At 39.4% G+C, this 25699-nt stretch carries 22 protein-coding genes and 1 tRNA gene; 6 read left to right on the plus strand and 17 right to left on the minus strand.

What is annotated here, in order from left to right; genetic code table 11:
* Positions 1-44: 44 nt before the first annotated feature.
* Genes ACFPZG_RS10635 through ACFPZG_RS10650 form a run of 4 tightly spaced genes read right to left on the minus strand, consistent with a single transcriptional unit; the run spans position 45 to position 3552 of the window.
* A complete protein-coding gene (locus ACFPZG_RS10635) occupies positions 45-1280 on the minus strand; it encodes a hypothetical protein (protein WP_317940175.1) in 1236 nt (411 codons plus the stop codon).
* Positions 1223-2431 carry a DUF58 domain-containing protein gene (locus ACFPZG_RS10640; RefSeq protein WP_317940176.1) on the minus strand — a complete coding sequence of 403 codons (1209 nt, stop codon included), beginning with the start codon at positions 2429-2431 and terminating at the stop codon, positions 1223-1225. Before ACFPZG_RS10640 ends, ACFPZG_RS10635 begins: the two co-directional genes overlap by 58 nt.
* Positions 2431-3366, minus strand: coding sequence for an AAA family ATPase (locus ACFPZG_RS10645; RefSeq protein WP_283731580.1), 936 nt, complete (start codon positions 3364-3366; stop codon positions 2431-2433). The genes ACFPZG_RS10640 and ACFPZG_RS10645 overlap by 1 nt, the downstream gene beginning before the upstream one ends.
* 27 nt (positions 3367-3393) lie before the next feature.
* Positions 3394-3552: an aspartyl-phosphate phosphatase Spo0E family protein gene (locus ACFPZG_RS10650; protein ID WP_283734615.1), complete on the minus strand. Its 159-nt coding sequence runs from the start codon at positions 3550-3552 to the stop codon at positions 3394-3396.
* A gap of 238 nt (positions 3553-3790) precedes the next feature.
* Between ACFPZG_RS10650 and ACFPZG_RS10655 the strand changes: the two genes are divergently transcribed.
* Positions 3791-3979 (plus strand): YkvS family protein, encoded by a 189-nt coding sequence (locus ACFPZG_RS10655; RefSeq protein WP_283731579.1) that lies wholly within the window; start codon positions 3791-3793, stop codon positions 3977-3979.
* A gap of 49 nt (positions 3980-4028) precedes the next feature.
* The gene (locus ACFPZG_RS10660; RefSeq protein ID WP_317940177.1) at positions 4029-4622 is read left to right on the plus strand and encodes a hypothetical protein; all 594 of its coding nucleotides are present in this window, start codon (positions 4029-4031) and stop codon (positions 4620-4622) included.
* 58 nt (positions 4623-4680) lie between these two features.
* Here ACFPZG_RS10660 and ACFPZG_RS10665 read toward each other — a convergent pair whose 3' ends face one another.
* Positions 4681-5121: a MarR family winged helix-turn-helix transcriptional regulator gene (locus ACFPZG_RS10665; RefSeq protein WP_283731577.1), complete on the minus strand. Its 441-nt coding sequence runs from the start codon at positions 5119-5121 to the stop codon at positions 4681-4683.
* An 83-nt stretch (positions 5122-5204) separates the two neighbouring features.
* A complete protein-coding gene (locus tag ACFPZG_RS10670) occupies positions 5205-6635 on the minus strand; it encodes an ATP-binding protein (RefSeq protein ID WP_317940178.1) in 1431 nt (476 codons plus the stop codon).
* Between the two features lie 187 nt (positions 6636-6822).
* Between ACFPZG_RS10670 and ACFPZG_RS10675 the strand changes: the two genes are divergently transcribed.
* Positions 6823-8574, plus strand: a complete 1752-nt coding sequence (locus ACFPZG_RS10675) for a B12-binding domain-containing radical SAM protein (protein WP_317940179.1) — start codon at positions 6823-6825, stop codon at positions 8572-8574.
* 48 nt (positions 8575-8622) lie between these two features.
* On the opposite strand, the gene ACFPZG_RS10680 is transcribed toward ACFPZG_RS10675, so the two are convergent.
* The 3 genes from ACFPZG_RS10680 to ACFPZG_RS10690 all read right to left on the minus strand — a co-directional run bounded on the left by ACFPZG_RS10680 (position 8623) and on the right by ACFPZG_RS10690 (position 14185).
* Positions 8623-9972: a TrkH family potassium uptake protein gene (locus tag ACFPZG_RS10680; RefSeq protein ID WP_317940180.1), complete on the minus strand. Its 1350-nt coding sequence runs from the start codon at positions 9970-9972 to the stop codon at positions 8623-8625.
* A 125-nt stretch (positions 9973-10097) separates the two neighbouring features.
* Positions 10098-10844 carry a TerC family protein gene (locus ACFPZG_RS10685; RefSeq protein ID WP_283731573.1) on the minus strand — a complete coding sequence of 249 codons (747 nt, stop codon included), beginning with the start codon at positions 10842-10844 and terminating at the stop codon, positions 10098-10100.
* Positions 10845-11116: 272 nt separating this feature from the next.
* Positions 11117-14185, minus strand: a complete 3069-nt coding sequence (locus ACFPZG_RS10690; protein WP_317940181.1) for an efflux RND transporter permease subunit — start codon at positions 14183-14185, stop codon at positions 11117-11119.
* A 563-nt stretch (positions 14186-14748) separates the two neighbouring features.
* Here ACFPZG_RS10690 and ACFPZG_RS10695 point away from each other — a divergent pair.
* Positions 14749-15726 (plus strand): nuclease-related domain-containing protein, encoded by a 978-nt coding sequence (locus ACFPZG_RS10695; protein WP_283731571.1) that lies wholly within the window; start codon positions 14749-14751, stop codon positions 15724-15726.
* A 369-nt stretch (positions 15727-16095) separates the two neighbouring features.
* On the opposite strand, the gene ACFPZG_RS10700 is transcribed toward ACFPZG_RS10695, so the two are convergent.
* The 4 genes from ACFPZG_RS10700 to ACFPZG_RS10715 all read right to left on the minus strand — a co-directional run bounded on the left by ACFPZG_RS10700 (position 16096) and on the right by ACFPZG_RS10715 (position 21821).
* Positions 16096-17670 (minus strand): peptide chain release factor 3, encoded by a 1575-nt coding sequence (locus ACFPZG_RS10700; RefSeq protein ID WP_317940182.1) that lies wholly within the window; start codon positions 17668-17670, stop codon positions 16096-16098.
* 137 nt (positions 17671-17807) lie between these two features.
* Positions 17808-19298 (minus strand): UDP-N-acetylmuramoyl-L-alanyl-D-glutamate--2,6-diaminopimelate ligase, encoded by a 1491-nt coding sequence (locus ACFPZG_RS10705; RefSeq protein WP_317940183.1) that lies wholly within the window; start codon positions 19296-19298, stop codon positions 17808-17810.
* Between the two features lie 13 nt (positions 19299-19311).
* Complete coding sequence (locus ACFPZG_RS10710) at positions 19312-20361, minus strand: M42 family metallopeptidase (protein ID WP_317940184.1); 1050 nt, start codon at positions 20359-20361, stop codon at positions 19312-19314.
* A gap of 71 nt (positions 20362-20432) precedes the next feature.
* The gene (locus ACFPZG_RS10715; RefSeq protein ID WP_283731570.1) at positions 20433-21821 is read right to left on the minus strand and encodes an aldehyde dehydrogenase; all 1389 of its coding nucleotides are present in this window, start codon (positions 21819-21821) and stop codon (positions 20433-20435) included.
* A 314-nt stretch (positions 21822-22135) separates the two neighbouring features.
* Between ACFPZG_RS10715 and ACFPZG_RS10720 the strand changes: the two genes are divergently transcribed.
* Positions 22136-22285, plus strand: coding sequence for a hypothetical protein (locus tag ACFPZG_RS10720; RefSeq protein ID WP_283731569.1), 150 nt, complete (start codon positions 22136-22138; stop codon positions 22283-22285).
* Between the two features lie 50 nt (positions 22286-22335).
* Here ACFPZG_RS10720 and ACFPZG_RS10725 read toward each other — a convergent pair whose 3' ends face one another.
* On the minus strand, positions 22336-23175 hold the full coding sequence (locus ACFPZG_RS10725; RefSeq protein WP_283731568.1) for a DNA-3-methyladenine glycosylase family protein: 840 nt from the start codon (positions 23173-23175) through the stop codon (positions 22336-22338).
* 132 nt (positions 23176-23307) lie between these two features.
* Here ACFPZG_RS10725 and ACFPZG_RS10730 point away from each other — a divergent pair.
* A tRNA-Val gene (locus tag ACFPZG_RS10730) sits at positions 23308-23380 on the plus strand.
* A 227-nt stretch (positions 23381-23607) separates the two neighbouring features.
* Here ACFPZG_RS10730 and ACFPZG_RS10735 read toward each other — a convergent pair.
* From ACFPZG_RS10735 to ACFPZG_RS10745, 3 genes are all read right to left on the minus strand, one after another.
* Positions 23608-23877, minus strand: a complete 270-nt coding sequence (locus ACFPZG_RS10735) for a hypothetical protein (protein ID WP_283731567.1) — start codon at positions 23875-23877, stop codon at positions 23608-23610.
* A gap of 44 nt (positions 23878-23921) precedes the next feature.
* Entirely contained in the window at positions 23922-24362 is a 441-nt protein-coding gene (locus ACFPZG_RS10740) for a YybH family protein (protein ID WP_283731566.1), read from the minus strand.
* 161 nt (positions 24363-24523) lie between these two features.
* Entirely contained in the window at positions 24524-25351 is an 828-nt protein-coding gene (locus tag ACFPZG_RS10745; RefSeq protein WP_317940185.1) for a GNAT family N-acetyltransferase, read from the minus strand.
* Between the last annotated feature and the right edge of the window lie 348 nt (positions 25352-25699).

Genomic DNA, 25699 nt, shown 5'->3' on the forward strand with positions numbered 1-25699 from the left:
AATGTTGCTGTGTTCAATTATAATGTCCCCCGTTTTAAAACATTCTAAACCTCTTTTACGAAAAAACTTTTTTTAATTTGATCAAGTGCTTGCATAAAATTAGTTTGCTCACTCTCTGTAGGGACATGCGAGCCATATCTGACCTCATTGTAAACAGTTAAAATCTGTTCATTCTGCCCCCAGCCCATGCGTGAAAACCACTCTTTCACAGTCTCACCGTGCAGCCTATTTAATTTAAAGTCCTGAGCCTCTTTCTCAAATCGTTCAAAAGATTTCCGTACCTCATCCCTTGCGGAAGAATAATCATACAACAAGCTTTGATGTTTCGTTTCTTTCTCTTTCTTCCCTTTGAACGAAAATGTGTAGGCTTCCTGTTTTTCAACATAGCGATTGTTTTTCTTTTTCATGATGATGATGATTACGACGGCGATTAAAATAACCAAAGCAACAGCCAATGTCGTGTATTCAAAGATTGAGGAAGTGTTGCCAAAGACTTTATATGGATCATCTAATGGTGTCCAGTCGTCCCAACTACCTTCAACTTCTTCCTCCACATTTTCCTCTATGATTACTTGAGGTTCCAGTATAGGATCCAACGCTCTCCCAAAAATCCCAAACACGCCACCGAAAAGAAAACTGAAAATCTCGATGAACATTGTTCGTACAGGCTTCAGGGCAAATAAAATAACTAAAAACGCTGAAGTCCCAATCCCCATAATAACGCCGAAAATCCTTCCAGCTTCTCTCACTTTGAAGTTGCCTAACTGCCTGCTGTTCACCGTAATCGAAAGCATCCGTATAAAATAGAACAGCAACGATGTGCACAGATAGATGATCAGCATTTGCCGCATGATCAACTGTGGATTTTCGAATACATAAAACACCCTCGAAACAAAAGAGAAAAAGACCAAAGCGGCTGAATTTGCAGCAAAAAATGGCCAACCATTAATTCGCGAGCCATTGAAGTTTGCATGAATCCTCCAAAGCACAAATACGAAAAACACCAAAAGAATCATCAATGGAGTCCCAATCAGCCATAACAGCACCATCAGGCATACCGCGAGTGCAAGGCTAAGACCGAAAGAATAACTACGTTTAGTAAACAGGACATAAGAGATGATCCCGCCAACAATTGCGATAAGCAGCCAAATGTATGGCATGATGGAAGTTGGATTCGCAAGTAGGAAGGCGAATAGATACACTAAAAGAAATAGTTCAACGACTAAGCGCTCGGAATGGATGAATCTGTTCCGGTCTTTTTCAAAACTGGATTGTTCCATTCTTCTCCACTCCCTTCACTTGCGGTATCCATAATGACCGTGTATTGTTTCGACCACTTTTGTGCAACCGCCCTGACCTTTTCATTTTCATGCGTAATCAAAACGATCGTTTGCGGAAGTTGTCCAGTACTTTCCATATTTAACAGCATCTCTTCATAAAACATTTTTGCATTCTTATCAGATATTTTCGCAAGCATGACCATCGTTTTTTGAAACTGGATTTTCCCGGTACCGCTTGGCAATTGTAAATAAGGTGTTGATCCAAAGCTACGCAAATTGATTGAAACCGAATAAGGAATATTATGTTTCATGCAATAATCGGCATATGAAACGAGCCTTTCGATTTTTTTTTCGAAATCCATATACCCTCTGTCCTTCTCGATTGCATTCAAAATGAGCGCGACACTTTGTGAGCTGACCGGAAGGAATTCCTTCGTTTGGAGTTTTTGCATTTTAGCGCTTGCCGTCCAGTGGATTTGATCGAAACGATCTGTCGGCACGTAATCACGGGTGCCGATCATCTGCAATGTATCTCTAAACAGTGAAGTCTTTTGCTCAACTTCCCCAGGCTTGAATGGTGATGATTCCAGTTCCCTTCTAAGTGTCGTTACTCGCGGGTAAACTAAGCTTTGATAGGAAATTGGATCTTCTAGTTCCATATTGACAGAGCCGTCACCAAATAGGTGCGGTACTTCCAGCAATAGTCTTGTGACCCTCGACATTCCCCTCTTTTTACCTTCAAGAGGAATCCGGATTTCAACCTTCTTATTTGACCCAACCGCAAACGGAACCGATAAGTCGTAAATGCCGCTATAATGTTTTCGATTATCAGTATTCGGCGCAACGGGATCTTCAATTGACAGGGTAAGCGTGCCATTCCAAATCGGAACGATGCCATTTTCAAACTCCATGATCAACTCTTCTTCACCATCTATCAAAATACGTTTCTGTTTTGCCTTGAAGTTGACTTTCAAATCCTTGCCTACCTTGGCAAAATAAACGTTCTGGAATGCAAGCATACCAAAAACCGCACCAAAGCCTGCAGCCAACCACGGTTGTAAAAAAATGAAGGACCAGATAAAAAATATGAAAGTAAAGGCCATGCCTTGATGTATAGTCTTAAATCCATTTTCATAACGTATCCAGTTCATTAGACTGTAGCCTCTAATGGAGTTGGAATGGAAACAACTATTTCTTGAAGCACTTCATCAATACTCTTTGTCAATACCCCTTCCGTCGATAGCTCCATCCGATGCAGTGCAACTGGTGCAACAATTGCCTTAACGTCGTCTGGCGTTGCATAATCCCTGCCTTCGAGATAGGCCTTTGTACGCGTAGCTTGGAGAATTGCGAGAGCCGCACGAGAACTCAAACCAAGTTCCAAGAATGGATGCTCCCTTGTCGCACGGACGATTTTCAATATATACTTTTCGATATCTTCATGGACACTTACTTTTCGAGCTTCAGCCGCCCATTTCAAAACAGTTTCTGCGTCGATAATCGTTTGCGTTTTAATATCCCCAGGCTTTTGGCCATACTGCTTTAAAATCTCATGTTCCTCTTCAAATGTCGGATAATCGATGTTCAATTTAAAAAGAAAACGGTCTAATTGTGCAGCTGGCAGCGGGAATGTCCCTTGTTGCGACTCAATTGGATTTTGCGTTGCAATGACCATGAACGGTTTCGGTAATGGAAGCGTTTCTCCGTCTATCGTCACTTGCTTCTCTTCCATCGACTCAAGCAAACTAGACTGCGTACGCGGTGTTGCACGGTTTATTTCATCTGCCAATAGAATATTTGAAGAGACCGGACCAGCTTTCAGTATGAAATCCTGTGATTGAGGATTGAAATAACGAATACCTGTTACATCTGATGGCAAAACATCTGGCGTGAATTGAACACGTTTAAAATCACCTTTAAATGCGTTCGCAAAACTTTTAGCCATCATCGTTTTTCCTGACCCAGGCACACTTTCAAGCAATACATGTCCATCTTGCAATAAAGCTATCAACATCAAATCAAATTCTTTCTCTCTACCAATTACAGCCTGGTTTAACTCTTTTCTAAAATCTTTAATTGTTACCAAATAAACCACCCTTTCCCATTTCCCTATTTATTTTAAAAAGATCTCTTCATTTTCAAGGGAATTGTATTGGTTGATTAGACGATCAAGCTCTTCACTTATCATTAAGGTATCAATCGATGATAAACCTTTTTGCCTAGCCATCACGATCAACTCCGTGCGCTTGGACTCAACTTGTTCCTCTAACATCTGTTTCAAGCGCAATCCCCCCGACTATAGAAGATATTACTAAATTATTATTATACATGATTTTGAAGATAAAGGTAATTCTATTTTAGATATCTTGAACAAATAAAAAAATTCTATTTTAATAGGAAAGACTTTACGTTATAGTTTTTTTATTGCACACTATAAGGTGAAACTTCTTGCATTGCAGATTTTCCACTGCATGTTAGTTGAAGTAATCAATTAAAGGAGCTGTTTCGCTATGAAAATTGCGGAAGTTGGAAATATTATAGAATTCAAAGATGGGCTGCAAGGAATCGTTGAGAAGGTGAATGAAAACTCAGTAATTGTTGACTTGACATATATGGAGAACTTCAACGAATTGGAACTAGAAGAAAAGACTGTCATCAACCACAAACGTTATACAATCATCCATGGAAGCGATGAATGAAACATTTTTTTCCTACAACCGTCTAAATAGGAAATGAGGAGGGATAGTAGTGAAAGTAAATTGGAAACTTTTATGTACTGGATTTGCAACAGCGGTTCTACTTTCCGCATGTACAAATAGCGATACAAAACCGAGTGAAAACACAGACCCAAACAATTCAGAGCAAGTTTCCGACGAAACAGCAACTGATCAGGGAAGCATCGTTAATGAGGACATGTCAGAGGCCATTTTGACTGATAGTGATGCGCAACCTTTCTCGATGTATGTATTGCCTACCTATAAGCTTACAAGCGAAGAGCCTGGACGGGATAGCTTATATTCAGAAGAAAACCCTTCTGCCTTTATGCGTATTGAAACGCAGGTTGCAGAGGAAGAGACATATGAATATTTATTAGACAATATGCAAGAAGTTTTAATTGCTTCTAGCAACGGCGAAGAACCAAAAGAGGTGCAAGATGTTTTTGCAAACCCAAGTGAGAAAGAAATAAAAAACGTAAAAGCATTTAAAGTGGATACTGAGACTGGTCCTGTTACAGGTGTCCTATTCGAAAAGGATAATATGGTCATCCGACTTACCCTTTTTGACACACCTGAAGAGGAATATCAGAAAGACTTTCTGAACATGGGGCAAACGATTAAATAATAAACGCCGCCCGAAGCTGGATAACAAAAAGCCGAACAGAATCGTCTGTTCGGCTTTTTTATGATAAGTTCTTAATGGATAATCCTAATTTTTTTAGAAGTTCGATTGCTGTCTCTTGCTCTTCCTTAGAAAGAACGGACATCAAATCTTGAATTTTTTCTTCATGGGACGGAAATATTCTTTCAATCAATTCTTTACCAGCTGGTGTGATGGACATATATGTGACCCTTTTATCCTCTTGGCAAAAAACCCTTTCCAATAACCCCTTCTTTTCAAGCTTATCCACGACATATGTCATTGACCCACTTCTGAGCAATATCTTTTGCCCAATCTTTTGTATCGGCTGCCTACCTTTATGATGTAATAGCTCCAACACTGCAAATTCAGTAGGGTTCAATTCATATGATTCGATTATTTTATTTGCTTCTTCCGAGACTACCTTGCTTGCCCTCGAAAGCACTATAAATAACTTCAATGCGATTTCAGTATCATTTCCCATTTATCGGATCCACCTTTTGTATTCCTGTCAAAGACTTGTAACTATTATAGCCAATATATTTGGTAGGTGTCAAAATGAATAGGTTATAATATAATGGATTGTATTTTTTCCAAAGGAATCGGTTTACTGTCGCTCATCAATGGAAAACTCAATATGAATTGTGTGCCAACGTCCACTCGGCTTTCCACTTTGATCGTACCGCCGTGATCTTCCACTGTTTTAAGGACAAAAGGAAGACCTAAACCAGTTCCCCCAGGTTTCGAACTGAAAAACGGCATGAATACTTGACTCACTTGATGATCTGTCATTCCTTTACCTGTATCGGAAACAATTAGGCTTAATCTTCCATCGTCTTCGGCTAAAAGGGTGGATAATATTCCCCCTTCTTTCATGGCCTCTAACGCATTCTTATACAAATTTAATAGCACTTGTTTAATCTTATCGGGATCACCGTAAATTAAAGGAACATTGTTCAATTCGACTTTTTCGATAACTTCAATACCTTCCATATTCGCTTTAGGTTTTATGACCGCAACCATATCGGCAATTAACAGATCTAAAGAGAAAGCTATTTTCTTTTTTCTGGATGGTTTCGAAAGTACAAGCATTTCACCTAAAATTGATTCCATTCTTTCAATCTCATCCTCGATAACAGAAATGTATCGGACTGAATCATCTGAAGCGGACGCCTTTAGTAACTGCGTAAATCCTTTTAATGTCGTAATTGGATTTCTAAGTTCATGGGCAATACTTGCTGCTATCTGGCCAACAGCTGAAAGCGAACCTGAATGAGCTAATTGAACTTGTAAGTTTTCTTTTTCAGTTGCATCCGACATATGGACGATAAACATTTTCGTTTCCTTGTCATAATACGAGACAATATGATAAAATCGTGTATCCTCCGTCGATTTTTGATACTTTATAATCGTCGTGACACAACCTTGTTTCTCGGCGAGTTCAAAGTAATCGGGAAGTTGCTGAGCATTTTCTGGATCAATCAATGAAAAAACCTTAGAAATATGTTCACCGATCAATTCTTCACTTGTTTGGTTAATAAACATTGTATGCATTTCATTAACATCCCGAATAATCCCTTTTCGGTCAACTAAAAGCATAAAGGAACCGGATTGTTTGAATGCATTCAAGTACGTTTTAAGTGAGGGAATCTTTTGCGGTTCAAGGATATCAAATAATGCAATGATTTTATTTATATCGGGCAGATAAAATAACTGTACGTCAATCTTATGCTTTTCATTAAATAAGACATTCATCTGTATCATTTCCATTAGAATATGGGGTGAGTTTGCAGACCGTTCCGTAAAACTTGTCCAAGAATGTATCGATGATGAGTCAATGATTTCATCGATATTCTGTCGAGTTTTAGCCGCAAAGTGCACTTTAAATTGCTCATTTTCGTAATAAATATCTCCATTTAATTGCACGATTACACCCGGACGAAAACTATCGTCCAATAAAAACGACACACTTTTTCTTATCTTATCAACACTGTTCAATTTGATACCTCCCGCGCCTTTTACCAATACAGTATGAGAAACGACAAGATTTCATTCGTTACATAAAATTTATTAAAACATCTTAATTCAGATTATTTCATATTGTCAATATAAATTATATAGTATATATAGACCCATTTCAATGAACAAAAATATGAAATTAGTAACATATAAAAGGAGAAATAAAATGAATATAGTCCTTACAACTTTAAACGCAAAATATATTCACACGAATCTTGCGATCAGGTATTTGAAATCATACGTAATGCCCGATTATGAACCGATTTTATCGGAATATACGATAAAAGATCCTATTTTAAACATTGTAGCAGATATTCATCAGAAAAAACCGAAAATTGTTGGATTTAGTTTGTATATTTGGAATATCGAGGAATCTATTAAAGTAATTCGGATACTAAAGAAAACAAATCCTGAACTAGTCATTGTCGCGGGCGGTCCTGAAGTAACGTATGACTACGATAAATGGCTTGAAAAAGTCCCAGAGATTGATTTCATTGCTATTGGTGAAGGTGAGCGAACTTTTAAACAGCTGTTAGACTATCACGCGGGGAAAATTCAACTTTCAGAAGTACAAGGGATCGCTTACAACATAGATGACAAGTTAAAAATCACAGCACCTGGTCCAAAACTCGACTTAAGAGAGATCCCTTCCCCATTCAGATTCCCTGAGGATGTCCCTCATCTTAGCAGTCGTGTCACGTATATTGAGACAAGCAGAGGCTGTCCATTTTCCTGCCAATTTTGCTTATCCTCAATCGAAGTAGGGGTTCGCTATTTCAATCGAGAAACGGTTAAAGACGACATCCGGTACTTGATGAAAAACGGTGCCAAAACGATTAAATTCGTCGATCGAACATTTAATATAAGCCGTAGCTACGCAATGGAAATGTTCCGATTTTTAATTGATGAATATTTGCCAGGGACTGTCTTCCAATTTGAAATAACCGGAGACATTATGCGACCTGAAGTTATTAATTTCCTAAACGAAAACGCTCCGAAAGGACTATTCCGATTTGAAATCGGCGTCCAATCGACAAATGATTTAACGAATGAACTTGTTAAAAGGAGACAGAATTTCGAAAAGCTCTCACGAACTGTCACAATGGTTAAAGAGGGCGGGAAAATTGCACAGCATCTGGACTTAATCGCAGGTTTACCTGAAGAGGATTATGATTCATTCAGAAAAACGTTTAACGATGTTTTTGCTATGCGTCCTGAAGAATTACAATTAGGTTTCCTTAAGCTTTTAAGAGGAACTGGGTTGCGTATTCAAGCGGAACAATACGGCTATACGTATATCGATGAGGCACCATATGAAATCCTTTCGAATAACGTTTTGACATTTGATGAAATTCTTCGTATTAAACAAACAGAAGACGTGCTTGAAAAATATTGGAATGATAATCGTATGCCAAGAACAATTGAATATCTTGTTTCTGAAGTGTTTGAAACACCATTCGACTTCTTCCAGGAATTCGGTACTTTTTGGGAATTGAGCGGATGGTCAAGAATTGGCCATCAACTACAGGATTTGTATACACGACTCGAGTCGTTCCTATTGGAATTTGGAAAAGCGGATATGGAAATCGTCCAGAGCCTAATGAAAATTGACTACCTTGCACACCACACATTCCAGCCGCGCCATATTTGGTGGAAAGATGATTTTGACGCTGATACATTGACTGGTATTGAACGATTGATTTTGAATGATGCTGAGCTGCTTGAGAGGACAGTAACCCCTACCAAGCTAACCGAAAGAAATATCCGTAAACATACCTTCATCACACCGGTTGCTATTAGACCGAATGAGACAAATGAAAATGAGTTTATCAAAGAAGATGGCTATCTCGTTACATTCTTCTGCCGCGGGCAAGAACCCCAGTTCCATTTTCTTGCAAAAAAATTAATGAATGCTTAAATCGAAAAAGCATCTTTCCGATTCTAACGAATCGAAAAGATGCTTTTTTCATCCAATAATAACGCGTTCCTTCGGATATGAATACGGTCTTTTATTTGTCTTACCACCTAATGTGTAAAGGAATGAAATCAACCCTACACGACCAATGAACATCAGTACCATAATGATTGATTTCCCTATAATCGACAGATCGGATGTAATTCCGAGTGACATTCCGCACGTACCGAAAGCCGATGTTATCTCAAATAACAATGCAACAACAGGTACGCCCGGCTCGGTAATAAGCAAGATAAGCAATGCTGTCATAACCATCATTGCGGCTAATAAAATTACCGCATAGGAACGGTAGACATCGATTAACTTGATCTCACGTTTAAATATATTGATGACATTATTGCCTTGTGCGAAATTGATAAGGAATAAAAGCGCTATCGCAAAAGTAGTTGTCCGAATTCCCCCTCCCACCGAACTTGGTGAAGCACCAATGAACATTAGAGAGGATATGAATATATCTGTCGCATCGCTGAACTGGGTAATATCGTAAGTTGTTAGACCGGCTGATCTTGCAGAAACTGAATGGAATAATGACGCAAATATCCTTTCATGCCACGCAAGACCTTTGAAAGAATGAAATGATTCCAACACAAAAATGAGAACTGCACCCCAAACAAGTAGAAAAGCGAATGTGACTGTTGTAATCTTCGTAAATAGGGAAAACCTGAAATTCGGTGCCTTTTTTGAAAAAAATGCCTTTACTTCAATAAGCACCGGGAAGCCGATAGCACCTAATACAATAAGGATCATAATTACGGTCTGTATAAAATAATCACCGAAGTATGGATGCATCGAAGAGCCTGTAATGTCGAATCCCGCATTTGTTGTAGCTGATACCGCCATGAACATTCCATTTAAAAGCGCCTCGCTAAAGCTGTCATAAAACTTCATAATATACAATGTCAAAATGATTCCACCAATTGCCTCTATCAAGAAGATGATTACGACAATCTGTTGAATCAGCTGTACTACTCCCGCCAAGGAATATTGATTATGATCCACCATTATCAATTGGCGCTCACGCAGCCCTATCTTTTTCTTTACAAGAAGCCAGAAGAACGTACCTATTGACATAATCCCGATTCCACCAAGTTGAAGGACGAGCATAAGCATGCAGAGGCCAAAGATGGAGTAAGTCCCACCAATGCTTATTGGCGTCAATCCGGTTACGCTAACGGCACTTACCGCAGTAAACAGGCTATCAATGAAGCTAACCTTCACTCCCGGCAAATAAACGCCAGGAAGATTCAACAAAAGGAATGAAAAGCCAATTGCCAAAAAGTAATAAAAGACAATTATTTGTGCAGGTGTAAACCTATGCAAATTTTCCCTTGTTAGTTTCATGCCATCAATACCTTTCTGTATGAAGGAATCATCTTTCCATTTTAGAGAATTTCTCTGTAAAAAGAAAGGAAACAACAAAAAAAGAAGGCTGGACACATTTATCATGTCCAACCTTCCCCATTCAATTATTTTTTCTTTTTCGCCACTGCAGTAATCCAACCACCAATTGCGATTGATGCAAGTACAATCCAGAAGATCAATTTCCACAATGTCGAATGTGGGAATGCCTCATCGATAATTTGCAAGTTCGGATGTGCCAATGTCAGAACGACTAATTTAACACCTACCCAGCCGACGATTAAGAATGCAGCTGTTTCAAGGGATGGATATTTTTCAAGCAATACAACGAACTGTCTTGCTGCAAAACGGATGATAACAAGACCGATAATTCCACCAAGAAGCATGACAGTGAATTGGCCGCCGTTTATTCCACCGATATGAAAATCTCCAAGCTCTGGCAAGGTAACAGCCAATGCAACCGCAGCAAGCATTGAATCGAGGGCGAAAGCGATATCAGCAAGCTCTACCTTTAACACAGTCATCCAAAAACCGGATTTTTTGCGTGGTTTTTTTAAATCGTCATGGTCTCCTTTTCCTTTATCCAATAAGCTTTTGATGGATATGAATAAAAGATAAGCTGCGCCAAGTGCCTGTATTTGCCAAATATTCACCAAGAACGTAATCATGAACAAAGCTGCAAAACGGAAGACAAATGCTCCTAAAAGCCCGTAAAACAATGCCTTCTTCTGTTGTACCTTTGGCAAATGTTTTACCATTACAGCCATAACAACTGCATTATCTGCAGCCAACAATCCTTCAAGTGCTATCAATACTACAAGTACCCATGCGTATTCCAATAATATTGCTTCCAACTAATTTCCTCCTTAATAAACCAAATAAAAAAACCCTCACCTAATAAAAGGCAAAGGTCTCGCTAAGTCAGAAATTCAGACGTGAATAATCCTGCTATCATAACCGATGGCACTTGCCACGTATTGACGACTATGAAATAGGTTGCCCTATAGCTACTCCCCTTTGACAACTGTCAAAGAACTAATATGTTGTTGAGTGAATTCTTATGCTTAATTGTACCATCATTAATTCTTTAATACAATTTTTATTGATAGAAAAAAGGTAGGTTCTTTTACCGTTTTCCCCCAATGGCACGTTTTCTTGTCTGCTGATCAAACAAGCTATAGATGATTGGAACGATATACAACGTTAAGAACGTTGAGCTGATCAGACCACCTATAACCGCAATTCCCATCGGCTGATTCATTTCCGTACCTTCGCCTATGCCTAACGCCAAAGGCAGTAGACCTAAAATAGTAGTTAATGCGGTCATCAAAATAGGCCGGACCCGATCCCTTACAGAAGCGATGATTGCATCATAAGAAGTCATCCCTGCTTCCTTCCTTTGATTTATATAATCGACAAGGACAATCCCATTGTTTACTACGATACCAACAAGCACAAGTATACCGATAATGGCTGTAACACTTATTGGTGTCGATGTTATCAATAATCCAGCCGCCACGCCAATCACCATCAACGGCACGGAGAACATGATAACGAAAGGATATTTAAAGGATTCAAACTGTGCAGCCATTACGATGTAAACTAATACGACAGCAAGAGCGATGGCTAATAGCATATCATCAATGGCATTATCGAATAACTCCCTGTCGCCGCCATATGACATTTCCGTTTCTTCGGATATATCGATTCCATTGATCATTTCCTCTACTTTCGTAGTCATATCACCCATCGATAAGGATGACACATACTTAACATTAAAGGTAACCGAATGGGCTTGATCGACCCTTCGGATTGAAACAGGACCTTCTGCAATTGAAATTGTGGCAACATCCTTTAGTGCTACAAAATTACCCATTTGAGTCCTTAATTTGATTTTATTTAAAGCCTCTATACTGTCTCGATATTTTTCATCATACCTGACGATAACCGAGATTACTTTTTCATTTTCATCAACTATTTGCGATGCAAAAGTACCCCTTGTTATTGTGTTTACAGTTTGAGCGATTTGGTATGGAACCAATCCAAGGTCGGAGGCTTTCTCCCGATTCACATCTATATGAATCTCCTCAATTGTATCCTGAAGATTATTTGTAACCTTAAGTACTGAATCCAGTTTACGCAATTCATTATTAACCTTCTCAACTGCGTTTTTCAACCTCGCTTCATCCGTGTCTTTCAATGAAAATGATAATGTATTTGGATTAGAACCCGCTGCTGTTTGCATGTCAAAGCTTACACGGGCATCATCACCTACCAGTTCAAGCACTTCCGGTTGTACATCATCTATGAACTCGAAAACCGAACGTCCCCGGTCTGATAAGGGAACTAATTTGACATACATTTCCGCAGTGTTTGTTTTAGAGCTGCCTTGCGCCATGCTTTGCTGTGTTCCACCTACAAGACTTACATAAACTTCTATTTCTTCTTCTTCCTTTAATTTATCCTCAATTCTTTTAACGACTTCATTTGTTGCTGTTAGTGAGGACCCATTTGGAAGCTTAACGGAAATACTGAAGAATCCTTCATCTGTTGGCGGAAGGAATTCCGTACCGACTTTGAATAATCCGAAGCCGCTTCCTACAAGCAAGATACCTGTCATGATTAAAATAAATGCGCGATGCTTCAATGACCATTTTACTGATCGCTCAAAATTATTGAATGCCTTGGAACGACGCCTTCTTGCATCAATATTCCCCTTTGGTTTATTCAGCATTCGGCTTGCCATCATCGGCACAACTGTCAAAGCAACTACAAGCGAGGCAAATAGGCTAAAGGATATCGTCAATGCGAATTCTGTGAAAATCTGTCCAATCAGTCCACTAATAAAGATCACAGGAACAAAAACAGCAAGTGTTGTTAATGTTGAGGCTGTTATTGCACCACTGATTTCCTTGGCACCATCTCTCGCAGCATCTACACGGTCTTTCCCCATTGCAAGATGCCGTTCGATATTTTCGATCACAACAATCGCATTATCGACCAACATTCCTATACCAAGCGCCAATGCTCCCAAAGTCATTATATTCAGTGAGAAATTCGCAAAAAACATGAGTACAAATGTAACAATGACTGAATATGGAATAGCTACACCGATAATAATCGGGCTCTTTATACCCCTGAGGAAAAAGAACAAGACAAGCATCGCGAATAATCCACCAAGTATTAATGATTGTCCGATATTACCGATCGCAAGCTTCACATAGTCGCCTTGATCGAATAAAATATCAGCCTTAATATCCTTGAATTCATCTTGTTTTAGCAACTTATCCAATGCATTCTTAAAGGCGGTAGATACTGTTGCTGTATTAGCTCCTGATTCCTGAAGCACCGACATAAGCACGGCCTTTTGATCATTCGCTCTTGTTTCAGAAGATACCGGCGCCTCAAGTAATGCCACTTTCCCAACCTCAGAAATCTTTACTTTCTTCCCAGTCAAAGGGTGTGTACCGACCGTAATATTTTGTATATCAGTAACAGAAGTTAGTGAACTGATTATTCTTGTAGTCAGCTGTTTTCCATCTTGCGTTTCAATTGGTTCACCCGGCATGGATACATTATTCGCCTGAATCGCCTGAACAATATCCGATTGAACCATTCCGTTGCTTTCCAATTTACTCTGATCTAATATTACCTGGACTTCTTCTACCAATTTACCTGAAACGGTTACACTGGCAACGCCATTCGTCCTGCGCAATTCCGTCTCGAGACGTTCTGATAGTTCCCTTATGTCAGCCCCTTCAGCATTCGTTCTAAGCGACAACTGAATGACCGGAAATTGAGCAGGGTCAAACTTCATGAATCTTGGGGCTTTTGCTCCTTCCGGTACTGGAACTTGGTCAATCCTTTGCATAATATCCAACTGAACATCATCAATTTTTGTAGACCAATCGAACATTAATAAAATGAAATTTGCACCTTCCTGTGATGAAGATTGCATTGATTTCAATCCAGGAGAAGTGGATAGACTCGCCTCAAGTGGCTTCGTTAATTTCTCACTCACCTCAGTCGATGAAGCACCCGGATAATTTGTAACGACGACTGCAACAGGCGGATTTAACTCTGGTATTAACGTGACAGGAATCTTGAAAAAGGAAACTGTCCCTAAAATGATGACAAGTAACATCGTAACAATTGTAAAAACCGGTCTTCGTATGGAAAAATTACTGATCTTCATTCGCAAAATTCCTTTCATTTACAAAACTCTCTCTATCCATCATATTGAAATTCACAACCAACATCAAATGCGGACTACAATATATATTTCGCCAAATACAACCGTTTCCCTGCGCAGGTACTCGTTTATATCTGAATCCGCTCGTTCTATCGTGGAACCGCTCGTTTATTCCTGGAATCGCTCGTTCTTTCGTGGAACCGCTCGTTTATTCCTGGAACCGCTCGTTCTTTCGTGTAACCGCTCGTTTATTCCTAAATCCGCTCGTTCTTTCGTGGAACCGCTCGTTTATTCCTGGATCCGCTCGTTCTTTCGTGGAACCGCTCGTTTATTCCTGGAACCGCTCGTATTCCAGAATCCGCTCGTTCATCATACAACGAAGTACGTTTTTATTTTGACAAAGGCACTTGGCGCGATATTTTAGATGTTTAGTAAAAAGGGTTTACCGCGTGACGTTAACCATTTTGTATCAAACATACCGCCGTATTTTTTAATACTTTCGACAATTTCAATCAGACTATTCCAAAATTCGACAAGTTTGGATACAATGAAGTGGAGGTGATGATGTGTTAGTAAAAAATAGAACAAAGACAATGGAAATTGACGGACTAATCGCATTGCTAAAACGAATGGGGAAAGGAGATGAGAGAAGAACAAGAATTGAAGAGAGATTGTACAACTTACAAGCCGGATTCGGGGGTGAAAGTCAATATGATAAGTATTTAACGGAATTCAAACCCGACTTTCCACATGCTATATTGCATTACGTCACACTTTGCGACGATAATACTTTCTTCCAAATGGATTCCATATTGATTACTCCAGCGTTTATCGTAATTTCGGAGGTCAAGAACATTGCGGAGAAGATCGTTGTTAAATCTAACCCTTTACAGTTTATCAAGGAATATCCCACCGGAAAAAGACTGCCATTGAAAAATCCAATTGTTGAAGTGGAAAGAAAAATGTTCCATCTGAATAGTTGGTTAAAAAAGCGTAAAATCAACATTCCAATAAAAGGATTAATTGCATTCGCTTATAACAATGAACTAATAATCGAGGAACCCCCTAATATGGACATCATGTTTACCTACGAAGTTGCCGCACATCTTAGAACATTATCGGTTACTCAAAGCATTCTTGACAAACCGAAAATCCACTCATTAGCACAAAAGATGGTTAAAAACCACAAAGAATTCCACCCGTTTCCTTTAATAAATAAATATAATATCCATCTTAGCGATATAAAAACAGGTGTTTTCTGCCCCATTTGCAGTAGCCTTTCCATGAAGTGGGAATATCAAAAATGGAGATGTACAAGCTGCGGTCACACAGGGAAAAAGGAACACCAAAATGCTTTATTTGATTGGTCAATGTTAATAAGGGAAAATATCACAAACAAGGAATTCCGCTATTTCACACGCTTGAATGACAGACATACAGCTAAAAGGTTACTGGCCACATCGTCGGCGGAACTGACTGGAAACGGAAGAGGTTCAAGATACAATATTGTCTTGCGTCCCGAGACTAAATTACCTTTATCGTAGAACCTTGCACCATATGGACGTATTGCTGAACCGCGGAAACTTGGTTAGTGTTTTGATCTGCTATATCGCGCTAAATGCATTTTACAAATTAATATTACTATCTTTTCAACCAGTGCTTGTTTATATCAATAGGCACTTGTTTTATTTGTTAATCGCTCGTTCTTTCGTGAAACCGCTCGTTTATTCCTAAATCCGCTCGTTCTTTCGTGGAACCGCTCGTTTATTCCTGGAATCGCTCGTTCTTACGTGGTACCGCTCGTTTATATCTGAATCCGCTCGTTCTTCTTCACAACTGCTCGTTTTCTCGCCCGCCATCGACAAAAAACCGGGAGGACTTTTAAACGTAAGTCCTTCCGGTTCCAGTTGTTCTTATAATAAGTTATATAGCTTAATATCAGGATATTTATCTCCGAACCAGCGGAGCGCGAATTCATTTTCGAATAGGAAGACAAGATTGTCATAACGGTCTTTTACAAGCATGGAGCGTTGACCTGTCATTGACTCTTTAACATCACTTTCATTTTCAATCCAACGAGCGACTTTTGAACCGACATGCTCCATATTGACTTCAACATTATACTCGTTTTTCATACGGTGCTCGAACACTTCGAATTGAAGTTGACCGACAGCGCCGAGGATAACTTCTTCTGTATGAAGTGTTTTATAGTATTGAATGGCACCCTCCTGGACCAGTTGAAGAATCCCTTTATGGAAGTGCTTTGATTTCATAACGTTTTTTGCCGTGACTCGTACGAATAGCTCGGGAGTAAACTGCGGCAATGCTTCGAATTGGAAATTCAACTTGCCCCCAACTACTGTATCGCCAATCTGATAGTTCCCTGTGTCGTAAAGACCAATTATATCCCCCGCAACCGCTTCGTTTACAGTTTCACGATCATCCGCAAGGAATTGTGTTGTCTGGGATAATTTAAAGGACTTTGAAATCCTTGGTACAGTAACCGACATTCCTCTTTCGAAGGCACCAGATACAATACGAACGAATGCAATTCTATCGCGGTGAGCCGGATTCATATTCGCTTGAATTTTAAAGATAAATCCTGAAAAATCTTCAGATTGCGGGTCGACCTGCTGATCCTCCTTCGTCTGACGAGGTTGTGGCGGTGGAGCAAATTGAAGAAACGTCTCCAAAAATGTTTGTACACCGAAATTAGTCAATGCACTACCGAAAAATACCGGTGTCAACTCACCTTTCGATACACGCTCAATATCAAATTTATTTCCAGCCTCATTCAATAGCATTACATCTTCAATAGCCTGTTTATAATAGGACGTTTCTGTCATCGGGTGCTCGACTGCAAGCTCCCCTTCTTCATTCAAAGGTAGGTAATGACTGTCGCCTTCAACACGCGCTTGTTCAATCCTATTATTGAATCGATCGTATACGCCGATAAACTCTTTCCCCATACCGATCGGATAGTTCATGGCATAAGATTGAATTTCAAGAACTTCCTCAAGTTCTTCCATTAATTCAAGCGGTTCTTTCCCTTGGCGGTCCATCTTGTTCATGAACGTGAAAATAGGAATGCCTCTCATTCGACAAACTTTGAACAACTTGATTGTTTGAGGTTCAATTCCCTTTGCTGAATCGACCATCATGACAGCGGCATCTACAGCCATTAGTGTACGGTACGTATCTTCACTGAAGTCCTCATGTCCCGGTGTATCCAAAATATTGACGCGCTTCTCATCATAGTCAAATTGCAAAACCGATGATGTAACTGAAATTCCACGTTGCTTTTCAATTTCCATCCAGTCGGACGTTGCATACTTACCAGTCTTTTTACCTTTTACAGTACCTGCGTCCCGAATTGCCCCACCGAAATAAAGCAGTTTTTCAGTCATAGTCGTTTTCCCAGCATCTGGGTGGGAAATGATTGCGAATGTGCGTCGGGATGCGATTTCTTCATTTATAGGTCTTTGCATTTTAAACGAACTCCTTCTTTTCTGCTTTTATAAGCATAGACAGATTACGAGCCAATTTCAACATTTTTTTCTTTGTCAATAGAACATTATATGTAAAATAGAAAAAGCTGCCCCGAGAGACAGCTTTTTCGTCATACTCAATTGTCCAAAATACCTTCGCCAAACTTTTTCTTCGCCTCATCCAATGCGATTGTTGCATCTGAATGCGGCAGTTTTTCCCTGCCTACAATTTGAAAATCTTCATGACCTTTTCCTGCAAAAATAATGATGTCTCCTGGATCAGCAACTGAAACAGCATGGCGGACAGCTTCTTCCCGATCCCCTATGCACGCATAGCGTTCATGTTTCATACCTGCTTCCAATTCGGCAAGGATGGATTCAAATGGCTCATCACGAGGATCATCAGTCGTTAAAATAACATAATCCGAAATCGAAGCCTTCTCCGCCATGATTGGACGTTTCTGTCTGTCTCTATTTCCCCCTGTCCCGATAACAAAGATTAATTTGCTATCAGCATCTTTATATGGAAGAACAGCTTGAATCGCCTTTTCTATTGCATCTGGAGAATGGGCATAATCGATATAAATCGTCAATGGCATATCGGTTTCCACTTTTTCCATTCGACCTTTCGCTGCCGGAATAACAGCAAGCCCGTCTAAAATTTCTTCCATTTCAAGCCCTTTTGCAAATAGCGCAGCAATGACGGCAAGCGCGTTATAGACATTAAACTCTCCAATTAGGGACATGGAAGCTTCAAACTCTCCCACGGGTGACACTAATGTAAATGTTGTGCCTTCCACAGTTAACTTAATGTCTTTCGCCATAAAATCTGCATTTTTATGAACTGCATACGTCAAAATAGGGTAAGGTGTCATTTCCATCATTCGCCCACCCCAAGGATCATCAACATTCACTATTCCAAATTTCGATTGACTTAAATCTTGTCCAAGCTGAGCAAATAATAGACCTTTTGCGTAGCCGTAGTTTTCCATAGTCTTATGGAAGTCCAAATGGTCATGTGATAAATTCGTAAACACGGCAATATCGAACTCCGTACCAGCCAATCTTCCTTCCATAAGGCCATGTGAAGAAACTTCCATCGTCATTGTTGTGCAAGCTGCATTTGCCGCCTGATTGATCATCTGCTGGGTCGTCAATACATCAGCTGTAGTGTTTTCTGTTTCATATAACACTCCATCCAAGTTAAATCCAATCGTTCCAGTAACAGCTGACTTTTCGCCGACATGACTTAATATGGAGTGCAGCATATTGCTGACACTTGTTTTTCCGTTTGTACCGGTAACACCGATCATCGTCATCTGTTTGGAAGGATAATTAAAGAATCTCGGTGCGAGTAAGGCGACTGCCCTTGTGGTATCTTCAACATAGACGACTGCTTGCTTGTCCAAATCCACTTCGATTTCACGTGACGCAACAATAACTCGCGCCCCTTGGTCGATTGCTTTTTGCACATAAGCATGTCCATCCACTGTAAAACCTTCAATACAAACAAAAACGCCGCCAGCATTCACAGTACGGGAATCCACAGCAAGATCTGTAACAATTTCAGGTAAATTCCCTTCCACTTTCTTTATCGGTAAGCTTGAGAATAAATATTCGCTTTCCATGACCTGCCTCCAATCAATCCATCATGTCTGAAGTAATATACGAATGTAGTAATTGTGCTGTCGCTTTTAACGAGTCGACATGTGTCCTCTCAAGTGCATGGGACGATTCAATCCCCGGTCCGAATAATGCATGCTTTACATCGAATCCTGCACGGATTGCAGCAGACGCATCCGAACCATAGTATGGATAAATATCAAGCTTGAATGGAATGCTTCCTTTTTCACAAAGACCCGTCAAATGTCTTGTTAATGCATAATGATACGGACCGCTCGAATCCTTTGCACAAATTGAAACTGTGTATTCATCCGAGGATTGTCCATCTCCTATTGCCCCCATGTCGACAGCTATGTATTCAACTGTTTCAGGCGTGATATTGGAGTTCCCTCCGTAACCGATCTCTTCATTGTTCGATATATAGAAGTGCGTTGTATTTGGTAATTCAATCCCATTTTCCGTTACCGAACGGACGAGGTCAACCAACAACGCTGTGCTCGCTTTATCATCAAGATGTCTTGATTTGATAAACCCGCTTGGAGTCACTTCAAATCTTGGGTCAAATGAAACGAAATCTCCCACCTCAATGCCAAGCGCTTTCGTTTCAGCTGCATTTTTCACCTTTTCATCAATGCGAACTTCAATATTGTCTGCATTTCTTTCTGCAGTACCTGAGTTGCGGTATACGTGAACTGTAGTTTGGTGCATAAGGATTGTCCCTCGAACTTCCTTGCCGGAAGCTGTATGTATATGACAATACTCTCCTTCAACAGCATTCCAATTAAATCCGCCAATCATCGCTAACTTAAGTCTTCCGTTACTCTTTATTTCTTTGACCATTGCTCCGAGTGTATCAGTATGTGCCGTCAATAATCGATGGCGGGAATCGTCTTTCCCTTTAACCGTCGCGATAATTGCCCCTTTATTCGTTCGTTTGTAAGTGACACCAATATTCGTAAATTCATCGCTGATTACTTTCATCACCTTTTCGGTAAAACCGGAAGGACTTGGTGTTTCCACTAATCTTTTTAACAGCTCTGTCGTTCTTGCCTCATTAAATTGATACATTCCCTACATCCCCTTTTTCGTTTTATATGATACTTATACTACTACAATAAAACAGGTTTTTCCCAGTATAATTATCGAATGATTCGCTTGATAAGCGAAAGTTTATTTCCATATGGCGGGAATCCCATACGCACAGAAAGTTTCGTACTCTTCTTCAAAATTGATTTTGAATGGGTGAACAAATCAAAACTTGCTTTGCCATGGTAGGCGTTCATACCGGATGCGCCGACTCCCCCAAACGGTAGATGAATGTTACCAACATGGGAAATCGTATCATTTATACAACCTCCACCAAATGGGAGATTTCCCAAAAAGTATTCCCGTGCTTGTGTATTCTCACTAAATAGGTAAGCTGATAGCGGCTTCGGTAATTTTTGAATTCTATGAATAACTCCCCCTAAATTCTGATAAGTTAGAATCGGTAGGATAGGTCCGAAAATCTCATCCTCCATGGACGGATTCGACCAAGTGACATTATCCAAAATCGTCGGGCTGATGAATAAATCATCGCGATCCATTTTACCGCCGAATACAATATTCTTCTTCTCTTTTTGAATCAACTCCGACAAACGATCAAAATGCTTGGAGTTAACAATCCTGCCGTAATCCACACTTGCGGAAACTTCTTCGCCGTAAAAATCTCGTATGCAATTGACAATTTCCTTTATCAGCTTATCCTTCACAGTCTCATGTACAAGGATATAATCTGGCGCAACACAGGTTTGTCCATTATTAAGAAATTTCCCCCAAACAATCCGCTCAGCTGCAATTTTTATATTCGCTGTTTGATCAACAATTACAGGACTTTTTCCACCTAACTCGAGCGTTAAAGGAGTAAGTCTTTCAGCGGCAGCTTTCATGACGATTTTTCCGACCGTTACACTTCCAGTAAAAAAAATATAGTCGAATGGTGCGTGTATAAGAGCATTTGTCTCCTCAATTCCGCCATTTACGACATGGATAAAATCGGATGGGTAGAGTTCCGTTAATAGTTCATTTATAAGTGTCGTTGTGTGAACAGTAGCTTCTGACGGTTTAACAACTGCACAATTACCGGCTGCAATGGCTCCAACTAACGGATCCATTATTAATTGGAAAGGATAATTAAAAGGGCCGATGATTAATACCGAACCATATGGCTCGCGTACGATGAAACTTTTTGCAGGTTGTAAATGGGCTGGTGTTTTCACTTGCTCAGGCTTCATCCATTCTCTCAAGTTTTTTATCATCAATGAAATACTCGATAAAACAAATCCTACTTCAGTTACATACGCTTCAAAAGGACTCTTCCCTAAATCTTTCTTCAAGGCTTCATGAATTTTATCTTCATTCAATTTGATCGCATCTCTCAAGCGCATCAACATTTCAATTCGAAAATCGGCGTCTTTTGTCTTGCCCGTCAGGTATAAGCTTTGCTGCAATTCGATTATTGTATCAATATTATTTTGAACATCCAACATCTCGGCGCCTCCTTCAGCGAAAACAAATTGTCAATATAGCAAAAGGACTGAATTTAAAACGACAAATTCCGACCAATTACGCAGTTTGGCGAAAAGCTTGTCAACATATACTATGGTTACACAAATCGTTGGGGCATTCCTGCTTTTCTGTTATTTTCAATTGAAATCACTACCAAAAGATGGATTGAAGGACTCCATCTAACAATAGGCCTTAAGATTCTTTTTCAATGGTTTACGTTTTAGTTCCTTTCAGTACAGGGTAAGGAATTACACAATCGCAAATAGTGAATATAATTGAAATGGAGGAAATGAACATGACAACAACAGATACTTGGTGGGAAACAATCTTTGAGGGAAATCTTTCATTAGGTCTCAACAAGGAACGCATCTCGGACCTGAACGATGAAAATTTCCTCTTCTTTGACGACCGCTTTGAACAAGAAAACGAACATACACATTCATAATAAATAACCTGGCTTTCCTATATAGGGAAGCTTTTTTCATGCTCAAAGTGTCACTCTATACTTCTCCATAAATACAATGCGGCGTAGCTTAAGTATGGTTTCCAAATCGGAATTTGTTCCATAATTTCTTCTTTTGTCGGTTTACGGTCCATTGCCCATATATTTTTCAGGGCGTTTTGCAACCCTATATCTGCTATAGGGAATAGATTCGGCCGCCCTAAACCGAACATGAGAAAGTTTTGTGCAGTCCATGGCCCAATCCCACGATGGGCAACCATTTCATGAATTATCTCTTCATCTTCCATCTTTTCAAACTTATTCAAGTCTAGATTTCCATCGACAATTGCACGTGAAAGTCCGATTACATATTCAGCTTTCCTCCCACTAAATTGAAGCTGACGTAAATCCTCCACTTTTAGTGCGGCGATTTTTTCAGGTTCTGGATATCGCCATACCCCATCTTGATTTTCGCCAGAGTTCTCAACAAATCGCATCGTTAAAACATGCGAAAATGCAAGATTTAGCTGTTGGTGAATGATACTTTTCATTAGTGTACCGTAAAGCGAGAACTCTTTGATAAGCGGTGTACCAGCATGTTCGACGAAAAGCTTCTCAAGGTTGGTATCCCGGAAATGATCAGAAACCGTATCTAAACGCCGATCAAAATGAAAAAAGGATTTCACTTTATCAACTTGCGATTCATCTATTGCGTTCTCCAGCAAAAACGAAGGTGAATCCGTGGTGCCTAAACCGCGTAGAGTGATGACATTCCCCTCTTCCATCGGAATCTTCACTTCCCGTTTTTGTAAATCGACTGCATTTACAGGATCCCCCGCCAACCGTTCGAGTGCTCGTTCAAAATCATAATTGAATGGTAAGGAAATTTGCATTTCCAGCCACCCCCCTTTTCTTTCCATTCTACCTTTATATCATCGAAAGAAAAAACTTTTAGAAATGATGTTGACTTCTTGGACAAACCCGCTATAATAATAAATGTGCAGTAAGCAAGTACAACTTCTCCCGATTCCGTAGCTCAGCTGGGAGAGCGCTACCTTGACAGGGTAGAGGTCGCTGGTTCGAGCCCAGTCGGAATCATTGGGTGCCAAACCCTTGGAAGTATTGTCGGAACAACGATACTTCTCCGAAACAGTCCTATTAGGCCGGATGCCTAGGGGCTGTTTTTTTATGGTTTTTTTACCTAATGTCCGCAATTTGTCCGCAGTTGCTTTTCTTGTTTTTTCTTCCTCCATAGCATCCGGTATGCCACTTCAATAAAAAAGGCTTTACTCCTTCTTGAAGTAAAGCTACCCGTTAGTAAAAACTCACTTTAAAAAGGACCTGTCAAAATACTCCTTTATTAGTATTGCTAGCCCCAAAATCGTAAACAACAATCCTACAACAAATGGGAATCCTAAGAATAAACTTTGAACAGTTTCAATCCCATATTGCTTTCCTCCAAAAATCGCATACCACAACTTTGAACCAGACCAACTAGTCATGCTTGGAATATACGTCATTGCTACCAAAATTATAGTTAGTGTAGTAAATAATCCCCCTATCATTATAAAACCACCAATTACTGTCCTTTTCATTCTTTCGCCCCCAATCTTTATCTCCAATCAAAATAGTATATTTTTTACTTCAAGTTAAAAATCCCCTTACCAGTTTCCATATTTATTGGCAATGATGAATGTTCATGAGCTATGACCCAAGATTCATTCACTTTCTTTAAACCAAATGTGAACCGATTGGTCATTTGACGAAGTTTCTCACCAGATTCTTCTTGGTGAGCAGCATATGTTATTGCACAATGAACAAATGCTATATATGAATCTTCTTCAACTACTATGTCATTAAAATCAACTTTAAGTAAAACGCCATCCTCACTCAATCCATTAAACCACTCTGTTACATTTTGCTTCCACGAAGAAATACCCTTGCTTTCCCAGTTCCCCCAGCAATCATAAATATGCATTTCGCGATCATACATGGATAAGAATTTTTCAACATCTTTTTCGTAAACTGCTGTTTTGTAATTTTCAAGTATGTCTTGAACTTTGAAAAAACCCTCCGTCATTAAGTGCATCCCCTTTACTAATCTCAGAAATGTAAGAATGTTACTATAGATAAATTCTATACTCAATCATTTTTTCCTTCTTCAATTACCTGCCCCTTTAGTTCAATTAAGAAATGATCCTCCAAGCAGTTCAATGATCTATTAAAAAACACCCGTTTGGATCAGAACTCAAATTCAAACGACATCAATCGATGCGAATATTCGAAACCCAATTTTCCAGCTACTCTTTTGGACGGCTCATTCGATTCATCAGTAGTCCAAAACACACCAATCCCTCTTTTCAAGCATTCCTTTATGTATTGTTGTCCTAGTATCGTTGCCAAACCGCGATTTCGGACATTTTGATCAAATGTTGCTATATAAATTTCATGGCGGTCTCCGTTCACACAACATGTGTAACATGTACTTATTACTTTACCATTTTTTAAAACAGCATATCCTTCCCCATATTGAGTAAAAGATTCCGCTGAAGACCAGTATTCTGTTAACTCTTCCCTTAGATTCTCGTCAGCGTTAATCAATTCCTTAGTGATCTTTACCATGGTAATACCTTCATCAAGCACATGACATAGTTGCTCCAAACCTTTATTGAAACGAACCGTATCCAATTCGTAATAGACGTTATATCCCACATAATATTTACGCCCATCAACCATTTTTTTCAGAGCCTCTTTCCAAGTTTCGTTAAAGATATTGGCGATAAACCAGGTTCCTCCACATAAATCCAGACTTTCTTGCTTTAATTGTGTGGAAATTAAATTACCCAGGTGGCTGTTAAACAACTCATTCTCTGGATCACCGAGCAGATAGTACCCCAAGCCCACCGCGTATACAATTGCAGTACGGGGCTCCTCTATCTGATCAACATATACTACGCCTTGATTCATTCCGCTAAGAACTGCATTTAATACATTTTCATTTTTTTCTTGCGGACTAACCAACAATTTATTAATTTTGTAATAATTTTCTTTTGGCAGTTTAACGATCATCATTTATTCCTCCCTTAAGGTTTTATTTTTATTCTACTAGTAACCAAGCGCATTTTTTCACAAACCTCTTATAATATAGAAAATATTATGTTGTTCAGTAAATACATTTCATAATCTCGCTGATTTCATTTAAATTCATATCAAATATAGTGGAATATGATGCGGTTGATTTACTTATCGATTCAAAGTATTTATCTTTACAATTTCATAGTTTCTTTTTGTTTCATTCATTTAATTTTCCTCCCCATGAGCTAATCAGTAATTCAAATTGTTCCGATAAATCCTTCTTCCCTTTATCTTACAATATTTACTAATGCAACATGACATTATCACAACTATATATTTGTA

Source organism: Sporosarcina thermotolerans, from assembly GCF_042658975.1.
In the GTDB taxonomy this organism is placed as follows: Bacteria; Bacillota; Bacilli; order Bacillales_A; family Planococcaceae; genus Sporosarcina; species Sporosarcina thermotolerans.

What these genes read in the sequence shown, in the direction of transcription:
- ACFPZG_RS10635 (WP_317940175.1), bottom strand. Translation starts at nt 1,280, where the DNA reads ATGGAACAATCCAGTTTTGAAAAAGACCGGAACAGATTCATCCATTCC.
- ACFPZG_RS10640 (WP_317940176.1), bottom strand. Translation starts at nt 2,431, where the DNA reads ATGAACTGGATACGTTATGAAAATGGATTTAAGACTATACATCAAGGC.
- ACFPZG_RS10650 (WP_283734615.1), bottom strand. Translation starts at nt 3,552, where the DNA reads ATGTTAGAGGAACAAGTTGAGTCCAAGCGCACGGAGTTGATCGTGATG.
- ACFPZG_RS10655 (WP_283731579.1), top strand. Translation starts at nt 3,791, where the DNA reads ATGAAAATTGCGGAAGTTGGAAATATTATAGAATTCAAAGATGGGCTG.
- ACFPZG_RS10665 (WP_283731577.1), bottom strand. Translation starts at nt 5,121, where the DNA reads ATGGGAAATGATACTGAAATCGCATTGAAGTTATTTATAGTGCTTTCG.
- ACFPZG_RS10675 (WP_317940179.1), top strand. Translation starts at nt 6,823, where the DNA reads ATGAATATAGTCCTTACAACTTTAAACGCAAAATATATTCACACGAAT.
- ACFPZG_RS10680 (WP_317940180.1), bottom strand. Translation starts at nt 9,972, where the DNA reads ATGAAACTAACAAGGGAAAATTTGCATAGGTTTACACCTGCACAAATA.
- ACFPZG_RS10690 (WP_317940181.1), bottom strand. Translation starts at nt 14,185, where the DNA reads ATGAAGATCAGTAATTTTTCCATACGAAGACCGGTTTTTACAATTGTT.
- ACFPZG_RS10700 (WP_317940182.1), bottom strand. Translation starts at nt 17,670, where the DNA reads ATGCAAAGACCTATAAATGAAGAAATCGCATCCCGACGCACATTCGCA.
- ACFPZG_RS10705 (WP_317940183.1), bottom strand. Translation starts at nt 19,298, where the DNA reads ATGGAAAGCGAATATTTATTCTCAAGCTTACCGATAAAGAAAGTGGAA.
- ACFPZG_RS10710 (WP_317940184.1), bottom strand. Translation starts at nt 20,361, where the DNA reads ATGTATCAATTTAATGAGGCAAGAACGACAGAGCTGTTAAAAAGATTA.
- ACFPZG_RS10715 (WP_283731570.1), bottom strand. Translation starts at nt 21,821, where the DNA reads ATGTTGGATGTTCAAAATAATATTGATACAATAATCGAATTGCAGCAA.
- ACFPZG_RS10720 (WP_283731569.1), top strand. Translation starts at nt 22,136, where the DNA reads ATGACAACAACAGATACTTGGTGGGAAACAATCTTTGAGGGAAATCTT.
- ACFPZG_RS10725 (WP_283731568.1), bottom strand. Translation starts at nt 23,175, where the DNA reads ATGCAAATTTCCTTACCATTCAATTATGATTTTGAACGAGCACTCGAA.
- ACFPZG_RS10735 (WP_283731567.1), bottom strand. Translation starts at nt 23,877, where the DNA reads ATGAAAAGGACAGTAATTGGTGGTTTTATAATGATAGGGGGATTATTT.
- ACFPZG_RS10740 (WP_283731566.1), bottom strand. Translation starts at nt 24,362, where the DNA reads ATGACGGAGGGTTTTTTCAAAGTTCAAGACATACTTGAAAATTACAAA.
- ACFPZG_RS10745 (WP_317940185.1), bottom strand. Translation starts at nt 25,351, where the DNA reads ATGATCGTTAAACTGCCAAAAGAAAATTATTACAAAATTAATAAATTG.